Annotated in this window: 16 protein-coding genes and 1 riboswitch; of the genes, 7 read left to right on the plus strand and 9 right to left on the minus strand. The window is 68.6% G+C overall.

The features are described 5' to 3' along the window. Positions 1–2: 2 nt before the first annotated feature. Complete coding sequence (locus BFN33_RS44385; protein WP_256123042.1) at positions 3–779, plus strand: hypothetical protein; 777 nt, start codon at positions 3–5, stop codon at positions 777–779. On the opposite strand, the gene BFN33_RS44390 is transcribed toward BFN33_RS44385, so the two are convergent. The 7 genes from BFN33_RS44390 to BFN33_RS44420 all read right to left on the minus strand — a co-directional run bounded on the left by BFN33_RS44390 (position 772) and on the right by BFN33_RS44420 (position 8,325). Beyond that, on the minus strand, positions 772–1,230 hold the full coding sequence (locus BFN33_RS44390; protein WP_176742624.1) for a hypothetical protein: 459 nt from the start codon (positions 1,228–1,230) through the stop codon (positions 772–774). The genes BFN33_RS44385 and BFN33_RS44390 overlap by 8 nt on opposite strands. Positions 1,231–1,281: 51 nt before the next feature. Continuing rightward, a complete protein-coding gene (locus BFN33_RS44395; protein ID WP_069765909.1) occupies positions 1,282–2,292 on the minus strand; it encodes a ribonucleotide-diphosphate reductase subunit beta in 1,011 nt (336 codons plus the stop codon). Next, positions 2,292–4,652, minus strand: coding sequence for a ribonucleoside-diphosphate reductase subunit alpha (locus tag BFN33_RS44400; RefSeq protein ID WP_069765910.1), 2,361 nt, complete (start codon positions 4,650–4,652; stop codon positions 2,292–2,294). The genes BFN33_RS44395 and BFN33_RS44400 overlap by 1 nt, the downstream gene beginning before the upstream one ends. 123 nt (positions 4,653–4,775) lie before the next feature. Further along, a riboswitch (cobalamin riboswitch) is annotated at positions 4,776–4,935 on the minus strand. Between the two features lie 22 nt (positions 4,936–4,957). Further along, a complete protein-coding gene (locus BFN33_RS44405; RefSeq protein WP_069765955.1) occupies positions 4,958–5,455 on the minus strand; it encodes a GNAT family N-acetyltransferase in 498 nt (165 codons plus the stop codon). A 73-nt stretch (positions 5,456–5,528) separates the two neighbouring features. Further along, positions 5,529–7,139 carry a monocarboxylate uptake permease MctP gene (mctP, locus tag BFN33_RS44410; RefSeq protein WP_069765911.1) on the minus strand — a complete coding sequence of 537 codons (1,611 nt, stop codon included), beginning with the start codon at positions 7,137–7,139 and terminating at the stop codon, positions 5,529–5,531. Beyond that, positions 7,136–7,387 (minus strand): DUF3311 domain-containing protein, encoded by a 252-nt coding sequence (locus BFN33_RS44415; protein ID WP_079141343.1) that lies wholly within the window; start codon positions 7,385–7,387, stop codon positions 7,136–7,138. Before BFN33_RS44415 ends, mctP begins: the two co-directional genes overlap by 4 nt. 176 nt (positions 7,388–7,563) lie before the next feature. Further along, positions 7,564–8,325: a GntR family transcriptional regulator gene (locus BFN33_RS44420; RefSeq protein ID WP_069765913.1), complete on the minus strand. Its 762-nt coding sequence runs from the start codon at positions 8,323–8,325 to the stop codon at positions 7,564–7,566. Between the two features lie 306 nt (positions 8,326–8,631). On the opposite strand from BFN33_RS44420, the gene BFN33_RS44425 reads away from it, so the two are divergent. The 4 genes from BFN33_RS44425 to BFN33_RS44440 all read left to right on the plus strand — a co-directional run bounded on the left by BFN33_RS44425 (position 8,632) and on the right by BFN33_RS44440 (position 13,360). Beyond that, positions 8,632–9,915, plus strand: coding sequence for an extracellular solute-binding protein (locus BFN33_RS44425; protein ID WP_069765914.1), 1,284 nt, complete (start codon positions 8,632–8,634; stop codon positions 9,913–9,915). Between the two features lie 99 nt (positions 9,916–10,014). Further along, complete coding sequence (locus tag BFN33_RS44430) at positions 10,015–10,995, plus strand: carbohydrate ABC transporter permease (RefSeq protein WP_069765915.1); 981 nt, start codon at positions 10,015–10,017, stop codon at positions 10,993–10,995. Between the two features lie 5 nt (positions 10,996–11,000). After that, the gene (locus tag BFN33_RS44435) at positions 11,001–11,867 is read left to right on the plus strand and encodes a carbohydrate ABC transporter permease (protein WP_176742626.1); all 867 of its coding nucleotides are present in this window, start codon (positions 11,001–11,003) and stop codon (positions 11,865–11,867) included. Positions 11,868–11,875: 8 nt separating this feature from the next. Further along, positions 11,876–13,360, plus strand: a complete 1,485-nt coding sequence (locus tag BFN33_RS44440; protein ID WP_069765917.1) for a glycoside hydrolase family 3 protein — start codon at positions 11,876–11,878, stop codon at positions 13,358–13,360. 90 nt (positions 13,361–13,450) lie between these two features. Here BFN33_RS44440 and nagB read toward each other — a convergent pair whose 3' ends face one another. Continuing rightward, positions 13,451–14,236 carry a glucosamine-6-phosphate deaminase gene (gene nagB / locus BFN33_RS44445; protein ID WP_069765918.1) on the minus strand — a complete coding sequence of 262 codons (786 nt, stop codon included), beginning with the start codon at positions 14,234–14,236 and terminating at the stop codon, positions 13,451–13,453. Positions 14,237–14,410: 174 nt separating this feature from the next. On the opposite strand from nagB, the gene BFN33_RS44450 reads away from it, so the two are divergent. After that, positions 14,411–15,484, plus strand: coding sequence for an SIS domain-containing protein (locus BFN33_RS44450; protein WP_069765919.1), 1,074 nt, complete (start codon positions 14,411–14,413; stop codon positions 15,482–15,484). 538 nt (positions 15,485–16,022) lie between these two features. Continuing rightward, entirely contained in the window at positions 16,023–17,498 is a 1,476-nt protein-coding gene (locus BFN33_RS44455; RefSeq protein ID WP_208612928.1) for a sensor histidine kinase, read from the plus strand. Positions 17,499–17,680: 182 nt separating this feature from the next. Here BFN33_RS44455 and BFN33_RS44460 read toward each other — a convergent pair whose 3' ends face one another. Next, positions 17,681–17,938, minus strand: a complete 258-nt coding sequence (locus tag BFN33_RS44460; RefSeq protein ID WP_006142322.1) for a WhiB family transcriptional regulator — start codon at positions 17,936–17,938, stop codon at positions 17,681–17,683. Between the last annotated feature and the right edge of the window lie 184 nt (positions 17,939–18,122).

Raw genomic sequence — 18,122 nt, forward strand, 5'->3', positions numbered from 1 at the left:
CCATGAGACACAGACTGTGGGCCGTGGCAGGCGGGGCGGCAGCCCTGACCCTGCTCACGGCCACCGGCGCCCATGCCGAGGGCGAGGGTGACATCAGGGTCACCAAGACCGTCGTGAACAAGGGCGGCAACGTGATCATCGGTACCGCGAAGACCATCAAGTACCCGATCGCGATCACCATCAAGGACGATTCGGGCGTCAAGAAGATCACCGATCTCAGCACGTTCAACAGATCCAACGGCTACGGCTTCATCGAATGGAACGGCGACTCTTCCTGCGTGAAGAAGAGTTCGACGACCTCCGTGTGCACGGGCACGATGACGGTAGACCCCGGCTGGATCGCTGCGAGCGACGACATCGACAGCAACAGGGTCGCCGGTGTCTGGCAGGTCAACGCCACCGTCAAGGCCAACGACGGCGACTACTGGATCTCGGACCACATCGCCGAGTACAAGGTCAAGCGGGCCGCGCAGCTCACCACGGACGCGACCCCCGAACCCGTCGCCAAGGGCGCCCAGCTCACCGTCAAGGGCAAGCTCTCCCGGGCCAACTGGGAGGACCTGAAGTACCACGGCTACCCGGGCCAGTCGGTCAGGCTCCAGTTCCGCGCGGCCGGCGCCGCCCTCTACAGCACGGTCAAGACCGTGAAGACGGACAACGTGGGCCGGCTCAGCACCAAGGTGACCGCCACGTCGGCGGGCAGCTGGCGCTGGTACTTCCCCGGCACCACGACGACCTCGCTGAAGGTGTCGGTCGGGGACGCGGTCAAGCTCAGGTGACCAGCACGGTGACCCGCCACTCCTGAATCCCCTTGCACGAGACCTGGCCGGCCTCGGTTGCGCACAGCGGCCGCTGTGAACTCAGCCGCACCTGTCCCGCCGAGACCGCCTTGTAGGCGGAACTCGCGTCACCGGGCAGCAGGACGATGCCGCTGTTGGTGGCCTCCAGGCCGCTGCCGTCGACGGTGACCGGCTTCCAGGGGCGGTTCCTGGTCCCGTCCAGGCTGATCCGGATCGTGTCGCCCACCGCGAGGCACACGGTGTCCCCGCTGTCGGTGGCGCCGAGTTCCGAGCGGGTCGTACACCCCGTCGCGGTGGGCGTGGAGGTGGGGGAGGACGGCGACACACTGTCGCCGCCTCCCCCCTTTCCGTTCCCGGCTTCGGTGCCGCAGCCCGCGAGGAGCAGCGTCAGCGTCGCGAGGGCGAGGGTCGTCTTGCGGATCGGGCGCATGAATGGCCTCCTTCCCTCTTGGACGTACCACGCACCTGCCCGGATCCCGGCCTAGAAGTCCTCGTCCAGATCGACCGTGCCCTCCACCGCCACCTGATAGGCGGACGGACGCCGCTCGAAGAAGTTGGTCAGCTCCTGGACGCCCTGCAGCTCCATGAAGGAGAAGGGGTTCTCGGAGCCGTACACCGGGGCGAAGCCGAGGCGTGTCAGGCGCTGGTCGGCGACGCACTCCAGGTACTGCCGCATCGACTCGGTGTTCATGCCCGGCAGCCCGTCCCCGCACAGGTCACGCGCGAACTGCAGCTCCGCCTCCACGGCCTCCGCCAGCATGTCGGTGACCTGCTGCCGGAGCCGGTCGTCGAACAGCTCCGGCTCCTCCTTGCGGACGGTGTCGACCACGTCGAAGGCGAAGGACATGTGCATGGTCTCGTCGCGGAACACCCAGTTGGTGCCGGTGGCGAGGCCGTGCAGCAGGCCCCGGCTGCGGAACCAGTAGACGTACGCGAAGGCGCCGTAGAAGAACAGGCCCTCGATGCACGCGGCGAAGCAGATCAGGTTGAGCAGGAAGCGGCGGCGGTCGGACCGGGACTGCAGACTGTCCAGCTTCTCCACCTCGTTGATCCACTTGAAGCAGAACTCGGCCTTCTCGCGGATCGAGGGGATGCTCTCGACGGCGTCGAAGGCCGCGGTCCGGTCCTCCGGGTCGGGGAGGTAGGTGTCCAGGAGCGTCAGATAGAACTGGACGTGGACGGCCTCCTCGAAGAGCTGCCGGCTCAGGTAGAGCCGCGCCTCGGGGGAGTTGATGTGCTTGTACAGCGTCAGCACCAGGTTGTTCGCGACGATCGAGTCGCCGGTCGCGAAGAACGCGACCAGCCGGCCGATCATGTGCTGCTCACCCTCGGACAGCTTCGCCAGGTCGGACACGTCCGAGTGGAGGTCGACCTCCTCGACGGTCCAGGTGTTCTTGATCGCGTCCCGGTAGCGCTCGTAGAAGTCGGGGTAGCGCATGGGACGCAGAGTGAGCTCGAAGCCGGGGTCGAGCAGGTTCTGGTTGCTGGACATTACTGGCAGGCCTCGCAGGACTCGGGGTTCTCAAGGGAGCAGGCGACCGCGTCTTCGGGGGCCGGCTGCTGGACGGGGACCGTCGCCCGGGCGGCGCGGGCGATACGGGTCGCCGGGCGCGAGCGCAGGTAGTACGTCGTCTTCAGCCCGGACTTCCAGGCGTACGCGTACATCGAGGAGAGCTTGCCGATGGTCGGCGTCTCCAGGAAGAGGTTCAGGGACTGGGACTGGTCGAGGAACGGGGTCCGCGCCGCGGCCATGTCGATCAGACCGCGCTGCGGGATCTCCCACGCCGTGCGGTACAGCGCCCGTACGTCCTCGGGGATCCACGCGAAGCCCTGCACCGAGCCGTTCGAGTCGCGCAGCGCCTCACGGGTGCGTGCGTCCCAGACGCCGAGCTTCTTCAACTCGGCCACCAGATACGAGTTGACCTGGAGGAACTCCCCGGACAGCGTCTCGCGCTTGAACAGGTTGGAGACCTGCGGCTCGATGCACTCGTACACACCGGCGATCGACGCGATGGTGGCGGTGGGCGCGATGGCGAGCAGTAGCGAGTTGCGCAGTCCGGTGACGGCGATACGGTCGCGCAGGGCCGCCCACCGCTCGGGCCAGGTGAGTTCGACGCCGTAGTGGTCGGGGTGCAGGACACCCTGGGCGGTACGGGTCTTCTCCCAGGCCGGCAGCGGGCCGCTCCGTTCGGCGAGGTCGGCGGATGCCTCGTAGGCGGCGAGCATGACGCGCTCGGCGATCCGGGTGGAGAGTTCCTTCGCCTCCGGGGAGTCGAAGGGCAGCCGCAGCTTGAAGAAGACGTCCTGGAGACCCATCGCGCCGAGCCCCACGGGACGCCACTTGGCGTTGGACCGCCCGGCCTGCTCGGTCGGATAGAAGTTGATGTCGACGACCCGGTCGAGGAAGGTCACGGCGGTGCGGACGGTGGCGTCCAGCCGCTCCCAGTCGATGTCGCCGGTCGCCGTGTCGACGAACGCGCCCAGGTTCACGGACCCCAGGTTGCACACCGCCGTCTCCCCGTCGTCCGTGACCTCCAGGATCTCCGTGCAGAGGTTGGAGGAGTGGACGACATGGCCCGGGACGGCCGTCTGGTTGGCCGTGCGGTTGGCGGCGTCCTTGAAGGTCATCCAGCCGTTGCCGGTCTGCGCGAGGGTACGCATCATGCGGCCGTAGAGGTCACGCGCGGGGATCGTCTTCTTCGCGAGCCCCGCGGCCTCGGCCTTCCGGTACGCGGCGTCGAACTCCTCGCCCCACAGGTCGACCAGCTCGGGCACGTCGGCGGGGGAGAAGAGGGACCACTCGGCGTCCGCGTTCACCCGGCGCATGAACTCGTCCGGGACCCAGTGCGCGAGGTTCAGGTTGTGCGTACGGCGGGCGTCCTCACCGGTGTTGTCCCTGAGCTCCAGGAACTCCTCGATGTCGGAGTGCCACGTCTCCAGGTAGACGGCGGCCGCACCCTTGCGCCGGCCGCCCTGGTTCACGGCGGCGACCGAGGCGTCGAGGGTCTTGAGGAACGGGACGATGCCGTTGGAGTGCCCGTTGGTGCCCCGGATCAGCGAACCGCGGCTGCGGATACGGGAGTACGACAGACCGATGCCGCCCGCGTGCTTCGAGAGGTTGGCGACCTGGTGGTAGCGGTCGTAGATGGAGTCGAGCTCGTCCTTCGGGGAGTCGAGGAGGTAGCAGGACGACATCTGGGGGTGCCGGGTGCCGGAGTTGAAGAGGGTGGGGGAGGAGGGGAGGTAGTCGAGGCGGCTCATCAGCGCGTAGAGCGCGGCGACCTCGTCCAGTGCCCGGACCGTGTCGTCCTCGGCGAGTCCGGACGCCACCCGGAGCAGGAAGTGCTGGGGCGTCTCGATCACCTTGCGGGTGAGGGGGTGCCGGAGGAGGTACCGGCTGTGGAGGGTGCGGAGGCCGAAGTAGCCGAAGCGGTCGTCGGCGTCCGTGTCGACCAGGGCGTCGAGCCGCTCGGCGTGGACCCGCACGAACTCGGCGGTGCGGTCGGCGATGAGACCCTCGCGGTGTCCGACGGCCACCGATCCGGTGAACGACGTGACGCCCTGCGAGGCGGCCTCCGCGGCGATGGTGACGGTCAGCAGCCGGGCCGCCAGCCTGCTGTACACCGGGTCCTCGGAGATGAGACCGGCCGCCGCCTCGGTGGCCAGCTCGCGCAACTCCGTCACGTCCGCCCGAGCGGACCGGCCGCGGAGCGTGGCGGCGGCGACCCGTCCGGGGTCGGCGTCGGGCAGGTCGGCGGTCAGCTCTGTCAGGGTCCGCAGCAACGCGGTTCCGGGACCGTCCTCGTCCACAAAGGTGGTCGCTGAGGCCGGGTCGGCTGGCGCGATGGTCACGTGGGGCTCTCCCTCGCTGGGCACGGGGCCTTGCGGAGGGCAGGCGGCAGCACACGAGCGCACACGGCGTCGCGCCCACCGGCCCATTCCACGAGGCCCGGACGTCAGGACACCCGGGCCGTATGGCTCGGGCGTGCTGTCGGCAGGTCCTCGGACTGACTCTCATATGTGCTTACACACGCATGAGTACACCGTTGCGGGACAGTTCCGGATTCACACCGGATTCCCCTGCGGCGACAGCGAGCATGAGCATACATCTTGTGCCGGGTGAGGAAAGCAGGCCCATATGTTGTGTCGCGGTGACTTCAGAGCGTCAACTCGTAGGCGAGAAGCGTGAAGTCGTCGCCGGGTATCGGGTGCCAGTCGCGTTCGGGGGCGCGGGTGAAGCCGAGGCGTTCGTAGATGCGGTGGGCGGTGTGCATCGTGGGCTGGGTGCACAGGACGACGCCGGTGGCCGCGCCGCTCGCGCGGTCGACGCAGGCCTGTACGAGGGCTTGACCGACGCCTCTGCCGCGGGCCGCGTGCGCCATCGCGAGCATGCGGATCTCGGCCTCTCCGGGGCGGGCGAGGTCGGCCAGGGGGCCACCGGAGGGGACGAAGGTGACTCCGCCGAGGATGTTGCCGTTCTCCGTGGCCACCAGGACCTCCGCGGCGGACGCCCGCTTGGCCACGTCCTTGAGTTCTTCGAGGTACCAGTCGCTCTCACCGAACAGGAGAAGGCCGTCCTGGAGGTAGGCCTGGGCGGTGATCTCACCGAGGGCTTCGTAGTCGGCGGGTTCCGCGGGGCGGATCAGGATGTCCATGCGGGTGAGTGTGCCCGACGGACACGACAACGGGCCGCCGGAGGAGAACTCCGACGGCCCGTGCACACCGTGACTAGTGGCTCGTACCCGCGGTCGCCGGCGGAAGCTCCACCTGGACCCCCGGGTCGCCCGCGTCCGCCGTGTAGTCCTCCGGGCTGGTCTCGTCCACCCCGTCGGGGACCTTGGCCGCCTTCAGGGCGAAGGTCAGGACCACCGTCACGACGACGTTGAGCACGAAAGCGGTCAGGCCGATGTAGCCGATCTCGCCGATGCCCGGGATCTCCTTCGCCGAACCGCCGAAGTGCTTCTGGGTCGGGGAGGCGACGCCGTACGCGGCGACCGTGCCGTAGACCATGCCGACCGCCCAGCCGGCGAGCAGAGCCCAGCGGTGGAACCAGCGGGTGAAGAGACCGCCGACCAGGGCCGGGAAGGTCTGCAGGATCCATATGCCGCCGAGCAGCTGGAAGTTGATGGCGACCGTCTTGTCCATCGTGAGGACGAAGACCAGCGCACCCACCTTCACCAGCAGGGACACCAGCTTGGAGACCTTGGTCTCCTGCGCGGGCGTGGCGTCCGGCTTGATGAAGTCCTTGTAGATGTTGCGGGTGAACAGGTTCGCGGCCGCGATCGACATGATGGCCGCCGGGACCAGCGCGCCGATGCCGATCGCCGCGAAGGCCACGCCCGCGAACCAGTCCGGGAACATGTCCTCGAACAGTTGCGGGATCGCCAACTGCGGGTTGGTGACCTTGACTCCGGCCGCGATCGCCATGAAACCGAGCAGCGCGAGCAGGCCCAGCATCAGCGAGTACAGCGGCAGGATCGTGGTGTTGCGGCGGATCACCTCACGGCTGCGGGAGGAGAGCGTCGCGGTGATCGAGTGCGGGTACATGAAGAGCGCGAGCGCGGAGCCCAGTGCCAGCGTGGCGTACGTCCACTGGCCCGCCTCCAGCGGGACGAGGCCGCCGGCCTTGGCCGCCGTGTACTTCTCGCTCGCCGCGCCGAAGACGTCGTCGAACCCGCCCAGCTTGACCGGGACGTAGATGATCGCCACCGCGATGACGATGTAGATCAGCGTGTCCTTCACGAACGCGATCAGGGCGGGGGCCCGCAGGCCGGAGGAGTACGTGTAGGCCGCGAGGACACCGAAGGCGATCAGCAGCGGGAGGTCCTTGACGAACCAGTTCGTGTTCTCGCCGCCGCCGACGCCCATCACATCGAGGACCGCCTGGATACCGACCAGTTGGAGCGCGATGTACGGCATGGTCGCGAGGATGCCGGTGACCGCCACCGCCAGCGACAGGCCCTTGGAGCCGAAGCGGCCGCGCACGAAGTCCGAGGTCGTCACGTATCCGTGCTTGTGGGAGACCGACCACAGGCGGGGCAGGAACGTGAAGATCAGCGGGTACACCAGGATGGTGTACGGCACCGCGAAGAAGCCGGCCGCGCCCGCCGCGTAGATCGCCGCGGGGACCGCGACGAACGTGTACGCCGTGTAGAGGTCACCGCCGAGCAGGAACCAGGTGACCCAGGTGCCGAACGACCGGCCGCCCAGGCCCCATTCGTCGAGGCTGTGCTCGTTGTCGGCCTTGCGCCAGCGCGCGGCCAGGAAGCCCATGACCGTGACGGCCAGGAAGAAGATGATGAAGACGGCGAGTGCCACGCCGTTGACGCCGTCGTTCACTTGGTACCTCCGTGGCGGGCCCGCTGGTCACGCTGCCACAGCTTGTACGCGGTCATGGTCAGCGCGGTGGAGATCAGCACCCACAGCATCTGGTACCAGTAGAAGAACGGGATGCCGATGAACGTGGGGTCGACCTTGGCGTACGAGCCGACCCACAGCATCGCCACGAACGGGGCGACGAGGCAGAGGGCTATGACCACCCTTGCCGGTGTCACCACCGGCGGTCTCACTTCAGGTGCGTCCGACATTCCGCGACTCCGTCCCCTGGCCGATCACCTGTAACGCGCAGGCAATCTAGGTCACGGTGTCAGGTGAGCGGAAGACCTCGTCCGCATATCGGTATGTCGATTCTGTGAAGCATCGACAGAAGCATCACCAGCGGCATCAACAGCAACGGAAGCCCTGGCGGGGATCTCCTTCCTGACTACTCGACAGGCCTCTTGAGGCGGGCCACGAACTTGTACCGGTCGCCCCGGTACACCGACCGCACCCACTCCACCGGCTCGCCCGTCCGGTCGGACGAGTGGCGGGACAGCATCAGCATCGGCAGGCCCACGTCGGTGCCGAGCAGGCCCGCCTCGCGGGGGGTGGCCAGGGAGGTCTCGATGGTCTCCTCGGCCTCGGCGAGGTGGACGTCGTAGACCTCGGCCAGCGCCGTGTAGAGGGACGTGTACTTGACCAGCGACCTGCGCAGGGCCGGGAAGCGCTTGGCGGACAGGTGGGTCGTCTCGATGGCCATCGGCTCCGCGTTGGCCATGCGCAGGCGCTCGATGCGCAGCACCCGGCCGCCGGCGGTGATGTCGAGGAGCTCGGCGAGGCGGTCGTCGGCGGTGATGTAGCCGATGTCGAGCAGCTGCGAGGTGGGTTCGAGACCCTGGGCGCGCATGTCCTCGGTGTAGGAGGTGAGTTGGAGCGCCTGCGAGACCTTCGGCTTGGCGACGAAGGTGCCCTTGCCCTGGATGCGCTCGAGCCGGCCCTCGACCACCAGCTCCTGGAGTGCCTGGCGCACGGTGGTGCGGGAGGTGTCGAACTCGGCGGCCAGCGTGCGCTCGGGCGGTACCGGTGTGCCGGGCGACTGGGTCTCCGTCATGTCGAGCAGGTGCTTCTTCAGGCGGTAGTACTTGGGCACGCGCGCAGTACGGACGCCTGCCCCGCCCGTCTCCGCACTGCTGACGTCGCTGCTCATGGTCTGCCTTCCCGGCTCCGGATGCGGATCACATCGTGATCCCTTCTGTATACCGTCGCCGTCTCTTTTGGTCTAGTCCACAGAGGTAAGTGGTCTAGCGGACGACAGTACTCCGGCGCCGGTGTTTTCGCTGGCTTCTTTACTAATGGTTCCTGCATATGTAGCTCGCATAACGGCTGGTCAGGGCCATTTCGCGGGCTCTTGACAGGCTTCGTGGTCTGGTCCAAGCTCCCCCTACTGGTCTACACCATTGGTCCAGGTCCCGGCCTGTGGGCGGGAGGTGTGGGCATCCCTGAGGAGGGTGGCGTGAAGCGCAAGCTGGCAGCCGCGATCGGTATCGCGGGCATGGTGGTCTCCGTCGCGGCATGTGGGAACAGCGACAGCGGAAGTTCGGACAACAGCGGCGCCGACGCCAAGGAGCTGACCGTCTGGCTCACCGTCGACGCTCAGAACAACTGGCCCGGGCTGGTGAAGGCCGCGGACGCCGCGGTCCAGAAGAAGCACCCCGGCATCAAGATCAACCACGAGTACTACGGCTGGCCGGACAAGAACACCAAGCTCGACGCGGTCCTCGCCACCGACAAGGCCCCCGACGTGGTCGAGATGGGCAACACCGAGATGCTGGGCTACATGGTCAAGGGCGCCTTCGCACCCCTGGACCCGTCGAAGTTCACCAGCTCGGCCGCCTGGCTCGACGGTCTCAAGGCCTCGGTGTCCTACGACGGCAAGACCTACGGCGTCCCCTACTACGCGGGTGGCCGCGTCGGCAACTGGCGCAAGGACGTCTTCGCCTCGGTCGGCGTCAAGTCCACCCCGAAGACCTACGCGGAGCTCACCGCCGCCCTGGACAAGGTCCAGAAGAAGGAGGGTGACAAGTTCTCCGCCTGGTACCAGCCCACCCGTGACTGGTACGCGGCCATGTCCTTCGTCTACGACGCCGGCGGCTCCATCGCCAAGGAGGACGGCGGCCAGTGGAAGGGCAACCTCTCCTCGCCGGAGTCCATCAAGGGCCTCACCGAGTTCAAGAACGTCGTCGACAAGTACATGCACGGCGACAAGACCAAGGACGAGAACGACCGTTACATCGTCTACGGCCAGGGCAAGTCCGGCATGATCTTCGGCGCGGCCTGGGAGGGCGCGACCTCCGCCGACCCGAAGAACGACAAGACCGGCAAGCTCAAGGACAACCTCGAGAACTTCGTGATGCCGGGTCCCTCCGGCAAGAACCTGCCCGTCTTCCTGGGCGGTTCGGACCTCGCCGTCCCGGTGAAGTCCAAGGCGCAGGCCGTCGCCGCCGAGTGGATCAACGCCTTCACGGGTCCCTCGGGCCAGAAGGGCCTGATGGCCAAGGGCAACCTGCCCAACAACAAGACCGACCTCGCCACCCTGAAGAACGACCCGGCGACCGCGGTCCCGGCCACCGCGGCCGAGTCCAACTGGTTCGTCCCGATGGCGCCCGGCTGGGGCCAGGTCGAGAAGGCGCAGGTCCTGCAGAACATGCTGCAGAACATCGGCACCGGCAAGAAGTCGGTCGAGGCCGCCGCCAAGGAGGCGGACGCCGCGATCGACAAGGTCATCAACAGCAAGTGACCGCCGGCAGGGCCCCGTTGAGACCGGCGGGGCCCTGCTTCCCGTACTACGTGCGGGCTTTGCCTTCGTACGACCAGAGGGACCGCTGAGGAGCGCGCCATGAGTGCCGCAGACACGACCACCCCCACCGAGGTGCCGCCGCCGATGTCGGTACCACCGCCGTCCAGGCCGGTTCTGCCGCGCAGAAAGCGGACCTTCAACGCCACCCCCTGGCTCCTGCTCGCCCCCTGTCTGCTGATCCTGGTGCTGGTCCTCGGCTATCCGCTGGTCCGCTTGGTCACACTGTCCTTCCAGAAGTTCGGACAGTCCCAGCTGTGGGGCTTCCTGCCCGCCGACTGGATCGGATTCGACAACTTCACGGGCGTCCTCGACGACGGCGAGTTCTGGGCCGTCGTCGTCCGGACCGTCGTCTTCGCGGCCGGCTGCGTGATCTTCACGATGGTCGCCGGCATGCTCATCGCCCTGCTGCTCCAGCGGGTCTCCGGCTGGGTGAAGACCCTCGTCAACATCGCGCTGGTGGCCAGCTGGGGCATGCCGATCATCGTCGCCACCACGGTCTTCAAGTGGCTGTTCGACGCGGACTACGGCATCCTCAACGCGCTGCTCAGCAAGCTGCCCGGGGTCGAGATGATCGGCCACAACTGGTTCGCGAGCGGTCCCCAGGGCCTGGCCGTGATCATGCTGCTCGTGGTGTGGGGCGCGGTGCCCTTCGTCGTGATCACCCTGAGCGCCGGGCTCACCCAGGTCCCGGCCGAGCTGGAGGAGGCGGCCCGGCTGGACGGCGCGGGCGCGTGGGGCATCTTCCGGTACGTCACCCTGCCGATCCTCAAGCCGCTCATCGTGATGCTGACGACCCTCTCGGTCATCTGGGACATGGGCGTCTTCCCCCAGGTGTTCGTCATGCGGGGCGGCCACCCGGAGCCGGAGTTCCAGATCCTGACGACGTATTCGTACGACCGCGCCTTCGTGGTCAACGACTACGGGCAGGGCTCGGCGATCGCCCTCATCACCGTGCTCCTGCTGCTCGGGGTCGTCGCCGTCTACATGCGCCAGATGCTGAAGATCGGAGAGGTCGAATGACCATCATGGACGCCGTTGCCAGGACAGGGGGCGGCACGGGGCGCACCTCGAGGCCCCGGAAGTCCAAGGCCGGCTGGAACCTCCTCGGTCTCCTCGTCTTCGTCACCGCCGGCTTCCCCGTCTACTGGATGCTGAACACGGCGTTCAAGCCGGCGAAGGACGCCATCGACCCGGACCCGAGCCTGCTGCCGACGGGGCTGACGCTGAGCAACTTCAGCCGCGCACTGGACATCGCCGACTTCTGGGGCCCGGTCGGCCGCAGTCTGATCGTCTCCCTGTCGGTCGTGGCGATCGGCGTCGTGGTCGGCACCCTGGCCGCCCTCGCCATCTCCCGCTTCGCCTTCCGCGGCCGCAAGATCGTGATCGTGGGCATCCTCGCGGTCCAGATGGTCCCCCTGGTCGCGATGATCATCCCGGTCTTCCTGCTCCTCAACGACCTGGACCAGTACGACAAGTTGTCGGGCCTGATCATCACGTACCTGACCTTCATCCTCCCCTTCACGGTGTGGACGCTGCGCGGCTTCATCGTCAACATCCCGAAGGAGCTGGAGGAGGCGGCGATGGTCGACGGCTGCTCGCCCACGGGCGCCTTCCTGCGGGTGGTCTTCCCGCTGCTGGCCCCCGGCATGGTCGCCACCTCGGTCTACGCCTTCATCCAGGCCTGGAACGAGTACCTCTACGCCCTCATGCTGCTCAGCCAGAAGAACCAGACCGCGACCGTCTGGCTCGGCAACTTCACCACCAAACACGGCACCGAATACGCCCCGATGATGGCCGGTTCCACCATGATGGCCGTGCCGATCGTGGTCCTCTTCCTCCTCGTCCAGCGCAAGATGGCCGCGGGCCTCACCGCGGGCGCCGTGAAGGGATAACGCCCCCGATGACGACATTCGCCAGCGGCACAGACACGCTGACCCGCGACGCGCTGACCGTCCTGCAGCCCGGCTTCACCGGCACCACCGCCCCCGACTGGCTGCTGCGCCGCCTCGGCGAGGGCCTCGCCTCGGTCGGCCTGTTCGGCCGCAACATCGCCTCGCCGGAACAACTGACCGCCCTGACGGCCCAGTTGCGCGCCGAACGCGACGACGTCCTGGTTGCCATCGACGAGGAGGGCGGTGACGTCACCCGCCTGGAGGTGCGCACCGGCTCGTCCTTCCCCGGCAACCACGCCCTCGGCGCGGTGGACGACGTGGAACTGACACGTCAGGTGGCCGCGGAACTGGGCCGCCGTCTCGCGGCCTGCGGGGTCAACCTCAACTGGGCCCCTTCGGCCGACGTGAACTCGAACCCGTCCAACCCGGTGATCGGCGTGCGTTCCTTCGGCGCCTCCTCGAAGCTGGTCGCCCGCCACACCGCCGCCTACGTGAGCGGCCTCCAGTCGGCGGGCGTGGCGGCCTGCACCAAGCACTTCCCGGGCCACGGCGACACGGCGGTCGACTCCCACCACGCGCTCCCGCGCATCGACGTGGACACCTCTGTCCTGGGATCGCGTGAACTCTCCCCGTTCCGCGCGGCCATCGCCGCCGGAACCCGCGCGGTGATGACCGCCCACATCCTGGTCCCGGCCCTGGACCCGGACCGCCCGGCCACGTTGTCCGGCCAGGTGCTGACCGACCTGCTCCGCGGCGAACTCGGCTACACCGGCCTCATCGTCACCGACGGCATGGAGATGCAGGCCATCGCCGGCACCTACGGCATCGAGCGTGGGAGCGTCCTGGCCATCGCCGCCGGCGCGGACGCGATCTGCGTGGGCGGCGGTCTGGCCGACGACGAGACGGTACGGCGCCTGCGCGACGCCCTGGTCTCGGCGGTGCGCTCGGGCGAACTCCCCGAGGAGCGGCTCGCGCAAGCCGCGGAGCGCGTGCGCACGCTGGCCCACTGGACGGCGGCCGGCGCGGCCGACGCACAGCTGCCGGCCGACGAGGAGGTGGGGCTGCGCGCGGCCCGAAGGGCGTTGCGCATCACCGGCGCCGACGGCTTCACCCCGCTCACCACGGCGCCCTACGTCGCCGCCTTCACCCCGGTGGCCAATGTGGCCGTCGGCGACGAGACCCCCTGGGGGGTCGCCGCCGAACTCGCCCGTGTGCTCCCGGGCACGGAAACGGGCAGCTTCGCCGGCGAGGACGCGGGCCTCGCCACCCTGGCCGCGGCCGGCCCCCGCCGCGTCGTGGCCGTGGTGCGCGACGAACACCGCCACCCTTGGATGGGAGCGGCCCTGGACACCGTCCTCAGGACCCGCCCGGACACGATCGTGATCGAAATGGGCCTCCCCGAGGCCCCCGCCCGAGGAGCCCTGCACATCGCGACCCACGGCGCCGCCCGGGTCTGCGCCAGAGCGGCGGCGGAGATCATCGCGGGGGAGTAGGGCCGCAGCGGGGTTGTATGCGCAAAGGTGCCGGTCCCTCGACGGGACCGGCACCTTTGCGCATACAACCCTGGAGCCGAGAGGACCGCCCTAGATCCCCTGCCAGTCCGGCTTGTTGACGAACGTGTGCCGGAAGTAGTCCGCCAGCTTCAGCTTGGACGCGGCACCCTCGTCGACCACAACGGTCGCGTGCGGATGCAGCTGGAGCGCCGACGCGGGACACACCGCGGCAACCGGCCCCTCCACGGTCGCCGCGACCGCGTCGGCCTTGCCCTCACCCGTGGCGAGCAGCACCAGATGCCGAGCCTCCAGGATGGTTCCGATGCCCTGGGTGATGACGTGATGCGGGACCTGCTCGATGTCCCCGTCGAAGAACCGCGCGTTGTCCACCCGGGTCTGCTCGGTCAAGGTCTTGATCCGGGTCCGCGAGGCCAGCGAGGAACACGGCTCGTTGAACCCGATGTGCCCGTCCGTCCCGATCCCGAGCAACTGCAGATCGACGCCCCCGGCGGCGGCCAGCGCCGAGTCGTAGGCCTCACAGGCGCCGGGGATGTCCTCCGCCGTGCCGTCCGGCCCCATGAAGGAGGACATCGGTACCCCCAGCGGCTCCAGCACCTCGCGCCGCAGCACCGAACGGTACGACTCCGGATGCTCGGCCGGCAGCCCCACGTACTCGTCGAGCTGGGCTATCCGCGCCCGCGAGGCGTCCACGGCACCGGAGCGCACCTCGGTCGCCAGCGCCTCGTAGACGGGCAGCGGGGTCGAGCCGGTCGCCACGCCGAGCAGGGCGTCGGGCTTGCGTCGGAGCAGCTGGGCCATGGCCCCGGCGATGAGCTCGCCACCCGCCTTGGCATCCGGAACGATGACAACTTCCACGCTGGGCCTGCCGATCTGAGGAAACGGTCTGATCTGGAGAAACGGTCTGAGTGGTTTAGACCAATCTAACAGAATCGGGTTCCCGGGCCCAGGTCCACGAAAGCCATCACCGTGCCACATCTCGGACAGGCCCATTCCACGCGGTGGAGCGGGAGGAGGAGTGGAATAGGAGTCATGAGCACCGTCACGACAGCCGACCCCCAGAGCGAACTGCCCGGCCGGATCATGGCCCGCGAGATGGCCGAACAGCCCGCCGTCCTGCGCCGCATCCTGGACGAGGGCGCCCCGGCGATCCGCAAGGTCGCCCAGGAGATCGCCGCCCGCGCACCCCGCTTCGTCCTGCTGACAGCCCGCGGCACCTCCGACAACGCCGCCCTCTACGCCAAATACCTCCTCGAGATCCGCCTCGGGCTGCCCTGCGGCCTGACCTCCATGTCGACCACCACCGCCTACGGGGCCCGCCCCGACCTCACCGACGTCCTGGTCGTCACCGTCAGTCAGTCCGGCGGCTCCCCGGACCTGGTGGCCTCGACCCGGGCCGCCCGCGCGGCCGGCGCCATCACCCTCGCGGTGACCAACAATCCCGGCTCCCCGCTGGCCGGCGTCTCCGAATACCACGTCGACATCATGGCCGGACCGGAGAAGGCCCTCCCCGCGACCAAGACGTATACGGCCTCCCTCCTCGCCCTCTATCTCTTCGTCGAAGGTCTGCGCGGCGGCGACGGCGCTCCCGCCCAGGTGCTGCCGGACCTGGCCGCCGGGCTGCTCGCCCGGCAGGACGAGGTCCGCGCCCTCGCCGCCCGCTACCGCTTCGCCGAGCGCATGGTGATCACCTCCCGCGGCTACGGCTATCCCACCGCCAAGGAGGCCGCCCTCAAGCTGATGGAGACCAGCTACATCCCCGCGCTCGCCTACTCGGGTGCCGACCTGCTGCACGGCCCCCTCGCCATGGTCGACAACGTCTCGCCGGTCATCGCGGTCGTCACCGACGGCAAGGGCGGCGAGGCCCTCCAGCCCGTCCTCGACCGGCTGCGCGGCCGGGGTGCGGACCTGGTCGTGGTTGGCCCCCGGAGCCGGGTCGAGCACGCCTCGGCCGGCTTCGTCCTGCCGACCGAGAACGTGGCCGAGGAGGTCCAGCCCGTCCTGGAGATCATCCCTCTCCAGCTCCTGGCCTACGAGGTCACCATCGCCCGCGGCCAGGACCCGGACGCACCGCGAGCACTCGCGAAGGTGACGGAGACGCACTGAACCCGGACTGCCGCGAGCTCGGTGACCACTCAGGGTGCCACTGCCGTGGCGCCGCCCGCAGGGCTGCGCCGGGCGCAATCGCGCACGGCATGTCCCCACAGGCGTGCGACGGCGCGAGCCGGGAGGAGTTGGAGGCGGTCGCGGAAATTGCCATGGCTATCTGGCCCCGCACATGAACCCACACGCGTTAGGCTGCGTGGTGGTTGTCAGGGCGTCCGACCAGTTGACTCCCGTGAGGGAAAGCTCCAACAACTAACAGGCTCCAACGCATGGACACACCTAGTGGTCTAGTCCACAATTGAACGCGTGACTTCCGTCTTCCCCGCACAGGAAGGCGGACCGAGGAACCGGAGCTCTCTGCCCTGACTGCCCCGGGTCCTCATCCTCGGCCGACCGGGACCGCACACCCCACGGCCGAAGTTGCTCCGGGCTGCGGTGCCGGGAAGGCTGAGGGTCCTTCCCAGGCGCCGCGGCCCGCGGGTGTTCTCGGGCCCGGTGTTTTTAGGTCACTCACATACCCCCAGGTACGCTCGCACCTGTGCCCTCCATGAACGAACTGGTCCGCCAGCACACCGCCCTCGACGACTCCGACCTCGAGTGGCTGCATCTGCTGGTGTCGGAGTGGCAGTTGCTCTCCGACCTCTCCTTCGCCGACCTCGTTCTGTGGGTCCCCACCCGTGACGGCACCCGCTATGTCTCCGTCGCCCAGATGCGGCCCAACACCGGCCCCACCTCCTACCAGGACGACATGGTCGGCCACCTCGTCCCGCGGGGCCGCCGCCCGCTGCTGGACGCGGCGCTCGACGAGGGCCGGATCGTGCGCGAGGGGGACCCGGAGTGGCGCGAGGAGGTCCCGGTCCGTGTCGAGTCGATTCCGGTACGACGGGAGGGGCGTGTCCTCGGTGTCATCGCGCGCAACACCAACCTGCTCACCGTGCGCACCCCGAGCCGTCTCGAACTGACCTATCTGCAGAGCGCGTCGGACCTGGCGCAGATGATCGCGGCCGGCTCCTTCCCGTTCCCCAACCAGCAGATGGACATGGACGCCGCCCCGCGCGTCGGCGACGGGCTGATCAGGCTGGACGCGGACGGCATCGTCCAGTACGCCTCCCCGAACGCCCTGTCCGCGTACCACCGCATGGGCCTCGCCTCCGACCTCGTCGGCCAGCACCTCGGCAGGACCACCGCCGAACTGGCCCCGACCCGCGGCCCGGTGGACGAGGCGCTCGCCAAGGTCGCCAGCGGCTGGGCGCCCCGTGAGTTCGAGATCGAGGCGCACGACGGGGTCATCCAGTTCCGGGCGATTCCGCTCAAGCCCAAGGGCACCCGCATCGGTTCGCTGGTCCTGCTACGGGACGTGACCGAACTGCGCCGACGCGAGCGCGAGTTGATCACCAAGGACGCGACCATCCGGGAGATCCACCACCGGGTGAAGAACAACCTCCAGACGGTGGCGGCCCTGCTCCGCCTCCAGGCCCGGCGCATCGAGTCCGACCGTGGCCGGGAGGCCCTCGAAGAGGCGGTACGGCGGGTCGGCTCCATCGCCATCGTGCACGAGACGCTCTCTCAGAACCTGGACGAGCGCGTGGAGTTCGACGAGATCGCCGACCGGGTGCTCGCGATGGTCGCCGAGATCTCCCCGGGCAAGGTCACCGGCCGACGCAGCGGACGCTTCGGCATCCTGGACGCCGAGGTCGCCACCCCACTGTCGATGGTCCTGACGGAAATCCTGCAGAACGCCCTGGAGCACGGATTCCGCGAGGGCGAGACCGGCACGGTCGAGGTCTCGGCCGTCCGCGGCGGCACCACGAAGGAGGCCCGCCTCCTCGTGACCGTCCAGGACGACGGTGTCGGTCTGCCCGAGGGCTTCGACCCGCACACCGGGGGCAACCTGGGCCTGCAGATCGTACGGACGCTGGTGGAGGGCGAGTTGGGCGGTACGTTCGACATGGTCCCGGCACCGGAGGGCGGCACCCGGGTGATCCTGGACGTACCGGTGCTGGCGCACAAGTAGATCCGCGCACGGACCGGGGCACCGGCACAGCAAAAAGCCCCGGACCGTTCAGGGGTCCGGGGCTCAAATGCTCGTTGCCAGCGTTTGCTGCGCATCGGGGGTACTGCGCGCTGCGGCTCGGGGGCGGGAGAAGCGTACGCGGTGTACGCGCCGCCAAGCTCAGGCTGTGCGGGGCGGGTGTGTCAGGCGGAGGCCTGACGGGCCCGGTTGCGGGCGGCACGGCGCTTCATGGCGCGACGCTCGTCCTCGCTGAGACCACCCCAGACGCCGGAGTCCTGACCGGACTCGAGCGCCCACTGCAGACACTGATCCATAACGGGGCAGCGACGGCAGACGGCCTTGGCTTCCTCGATCTGCAGCAGCGCAGGACCGGTGTTGCCGATGGGGAAGAAGAGCTCGGGGTCTTCCTCGCGGCAAACGGCGTTGTGACGCCAGTCCATGGCTGCTACCTCTCCTTGGTATTACGTGCAAGTTGCTTGTGAATGTGAACGCTTTCACGAATCCCTCAACAAGTGAAGGGCCGTCCGCCGAGTCTTCCCCGGCGTGGTCCTTGGATTGAAGAGGGGTTCCGGTGGTCTGTGGACGCTGGTGTTGCGGGCTGTCCCGACCGCCACGTAGAGACTC

This window comes from Streptomyces sp. LUP47B, assembly GCF_001746295.1.
Taxonomy (GTDB): domain Bacteria; phylum Actinomycetota; class Actinomycetes; order Streptomycetales; family Streptomycetaceae; genus Streptomyces.

Bases quoted from the DNA above. Each gene is read 5' to 3' on its own strand.
- BFN33_RS44385 (WP_256123042.1), top strand. From the start codon at position 3: ATGAGACACAGACTGTGGGCCGTGGCAGGCGGGGCGGCAGCCCTGACC.
- BFN33_RS44390 (WP_176742624.1), bottom strand. From the start codon at position 1,230: ATGCGCCCGATCCGCAAGACGACCCTCGCCCTCGCGACGCTGACGCTG.
- BFN33_RS44395 (WP_069765909.1), bottom strand. From the start codon at position 2,292: ATGTCCAGCAACCAGAACCTGCTCGACCCCGGCTTCGAGCTCACTCTG.
- BFN33_RS44405 (WP_069765955.1), bottom strand. From the start codon at position 5,455: ATGGACATCCTGATCCGCCCCGCGGAACCCGCCGACTACGAAGCCCTC.
- BFN33_RS44415 (WP_079141343.1), bottom strand. From the start codon at position 7,387: ATGTCGGACGCACCTGAAGTGAGACCGCCGGTGGTGACACCGGCAAGG.
- BFN33_RS44420 (WP_069765913.1), bottom strand. From the start codon at position 8,325: ATGAGCAGCGACGTCAGCAGTGCGGAGACGGGCGGGGCAGGCGTCCGT.
- BFN33_RS44430 (WP_069765915.1), top strand. From the start codon at position 10,015: ATGAGTGCCGCAGACACGACCACCCCCACCGAGGTGCCGCCGCCGATG.
- BFN33_RS44435 (WP_176742626.1), top strand. From the start codon at position 11,001: ATGGACGCCGTTGCCAGGACAGGGGGCGGCACGGGGCGCACCTCGAGG.
- BFN33_RS44440 (WP_069765917.1), top strand. From the start codon at position 11,876: ATGACGACATTCGCCAGCGGCACAGACACGCTGACCCGCGACGCGCTG.
- BFN33_RS44450 (WP_069765919.1), top strand. From the start codon at position 14,411: ATGAGCACCGTCACGACAGCCGACCCCCAGAGCGAACTGCCCGGCCGG.
- BFN33_RS44460 (WP_006142322.1), bottom strand. From the start codon at position 17,938: ATGGACTGGCGTCACAACGCCGTTTGCCGCGAGGAAGACCCCGAGCTC.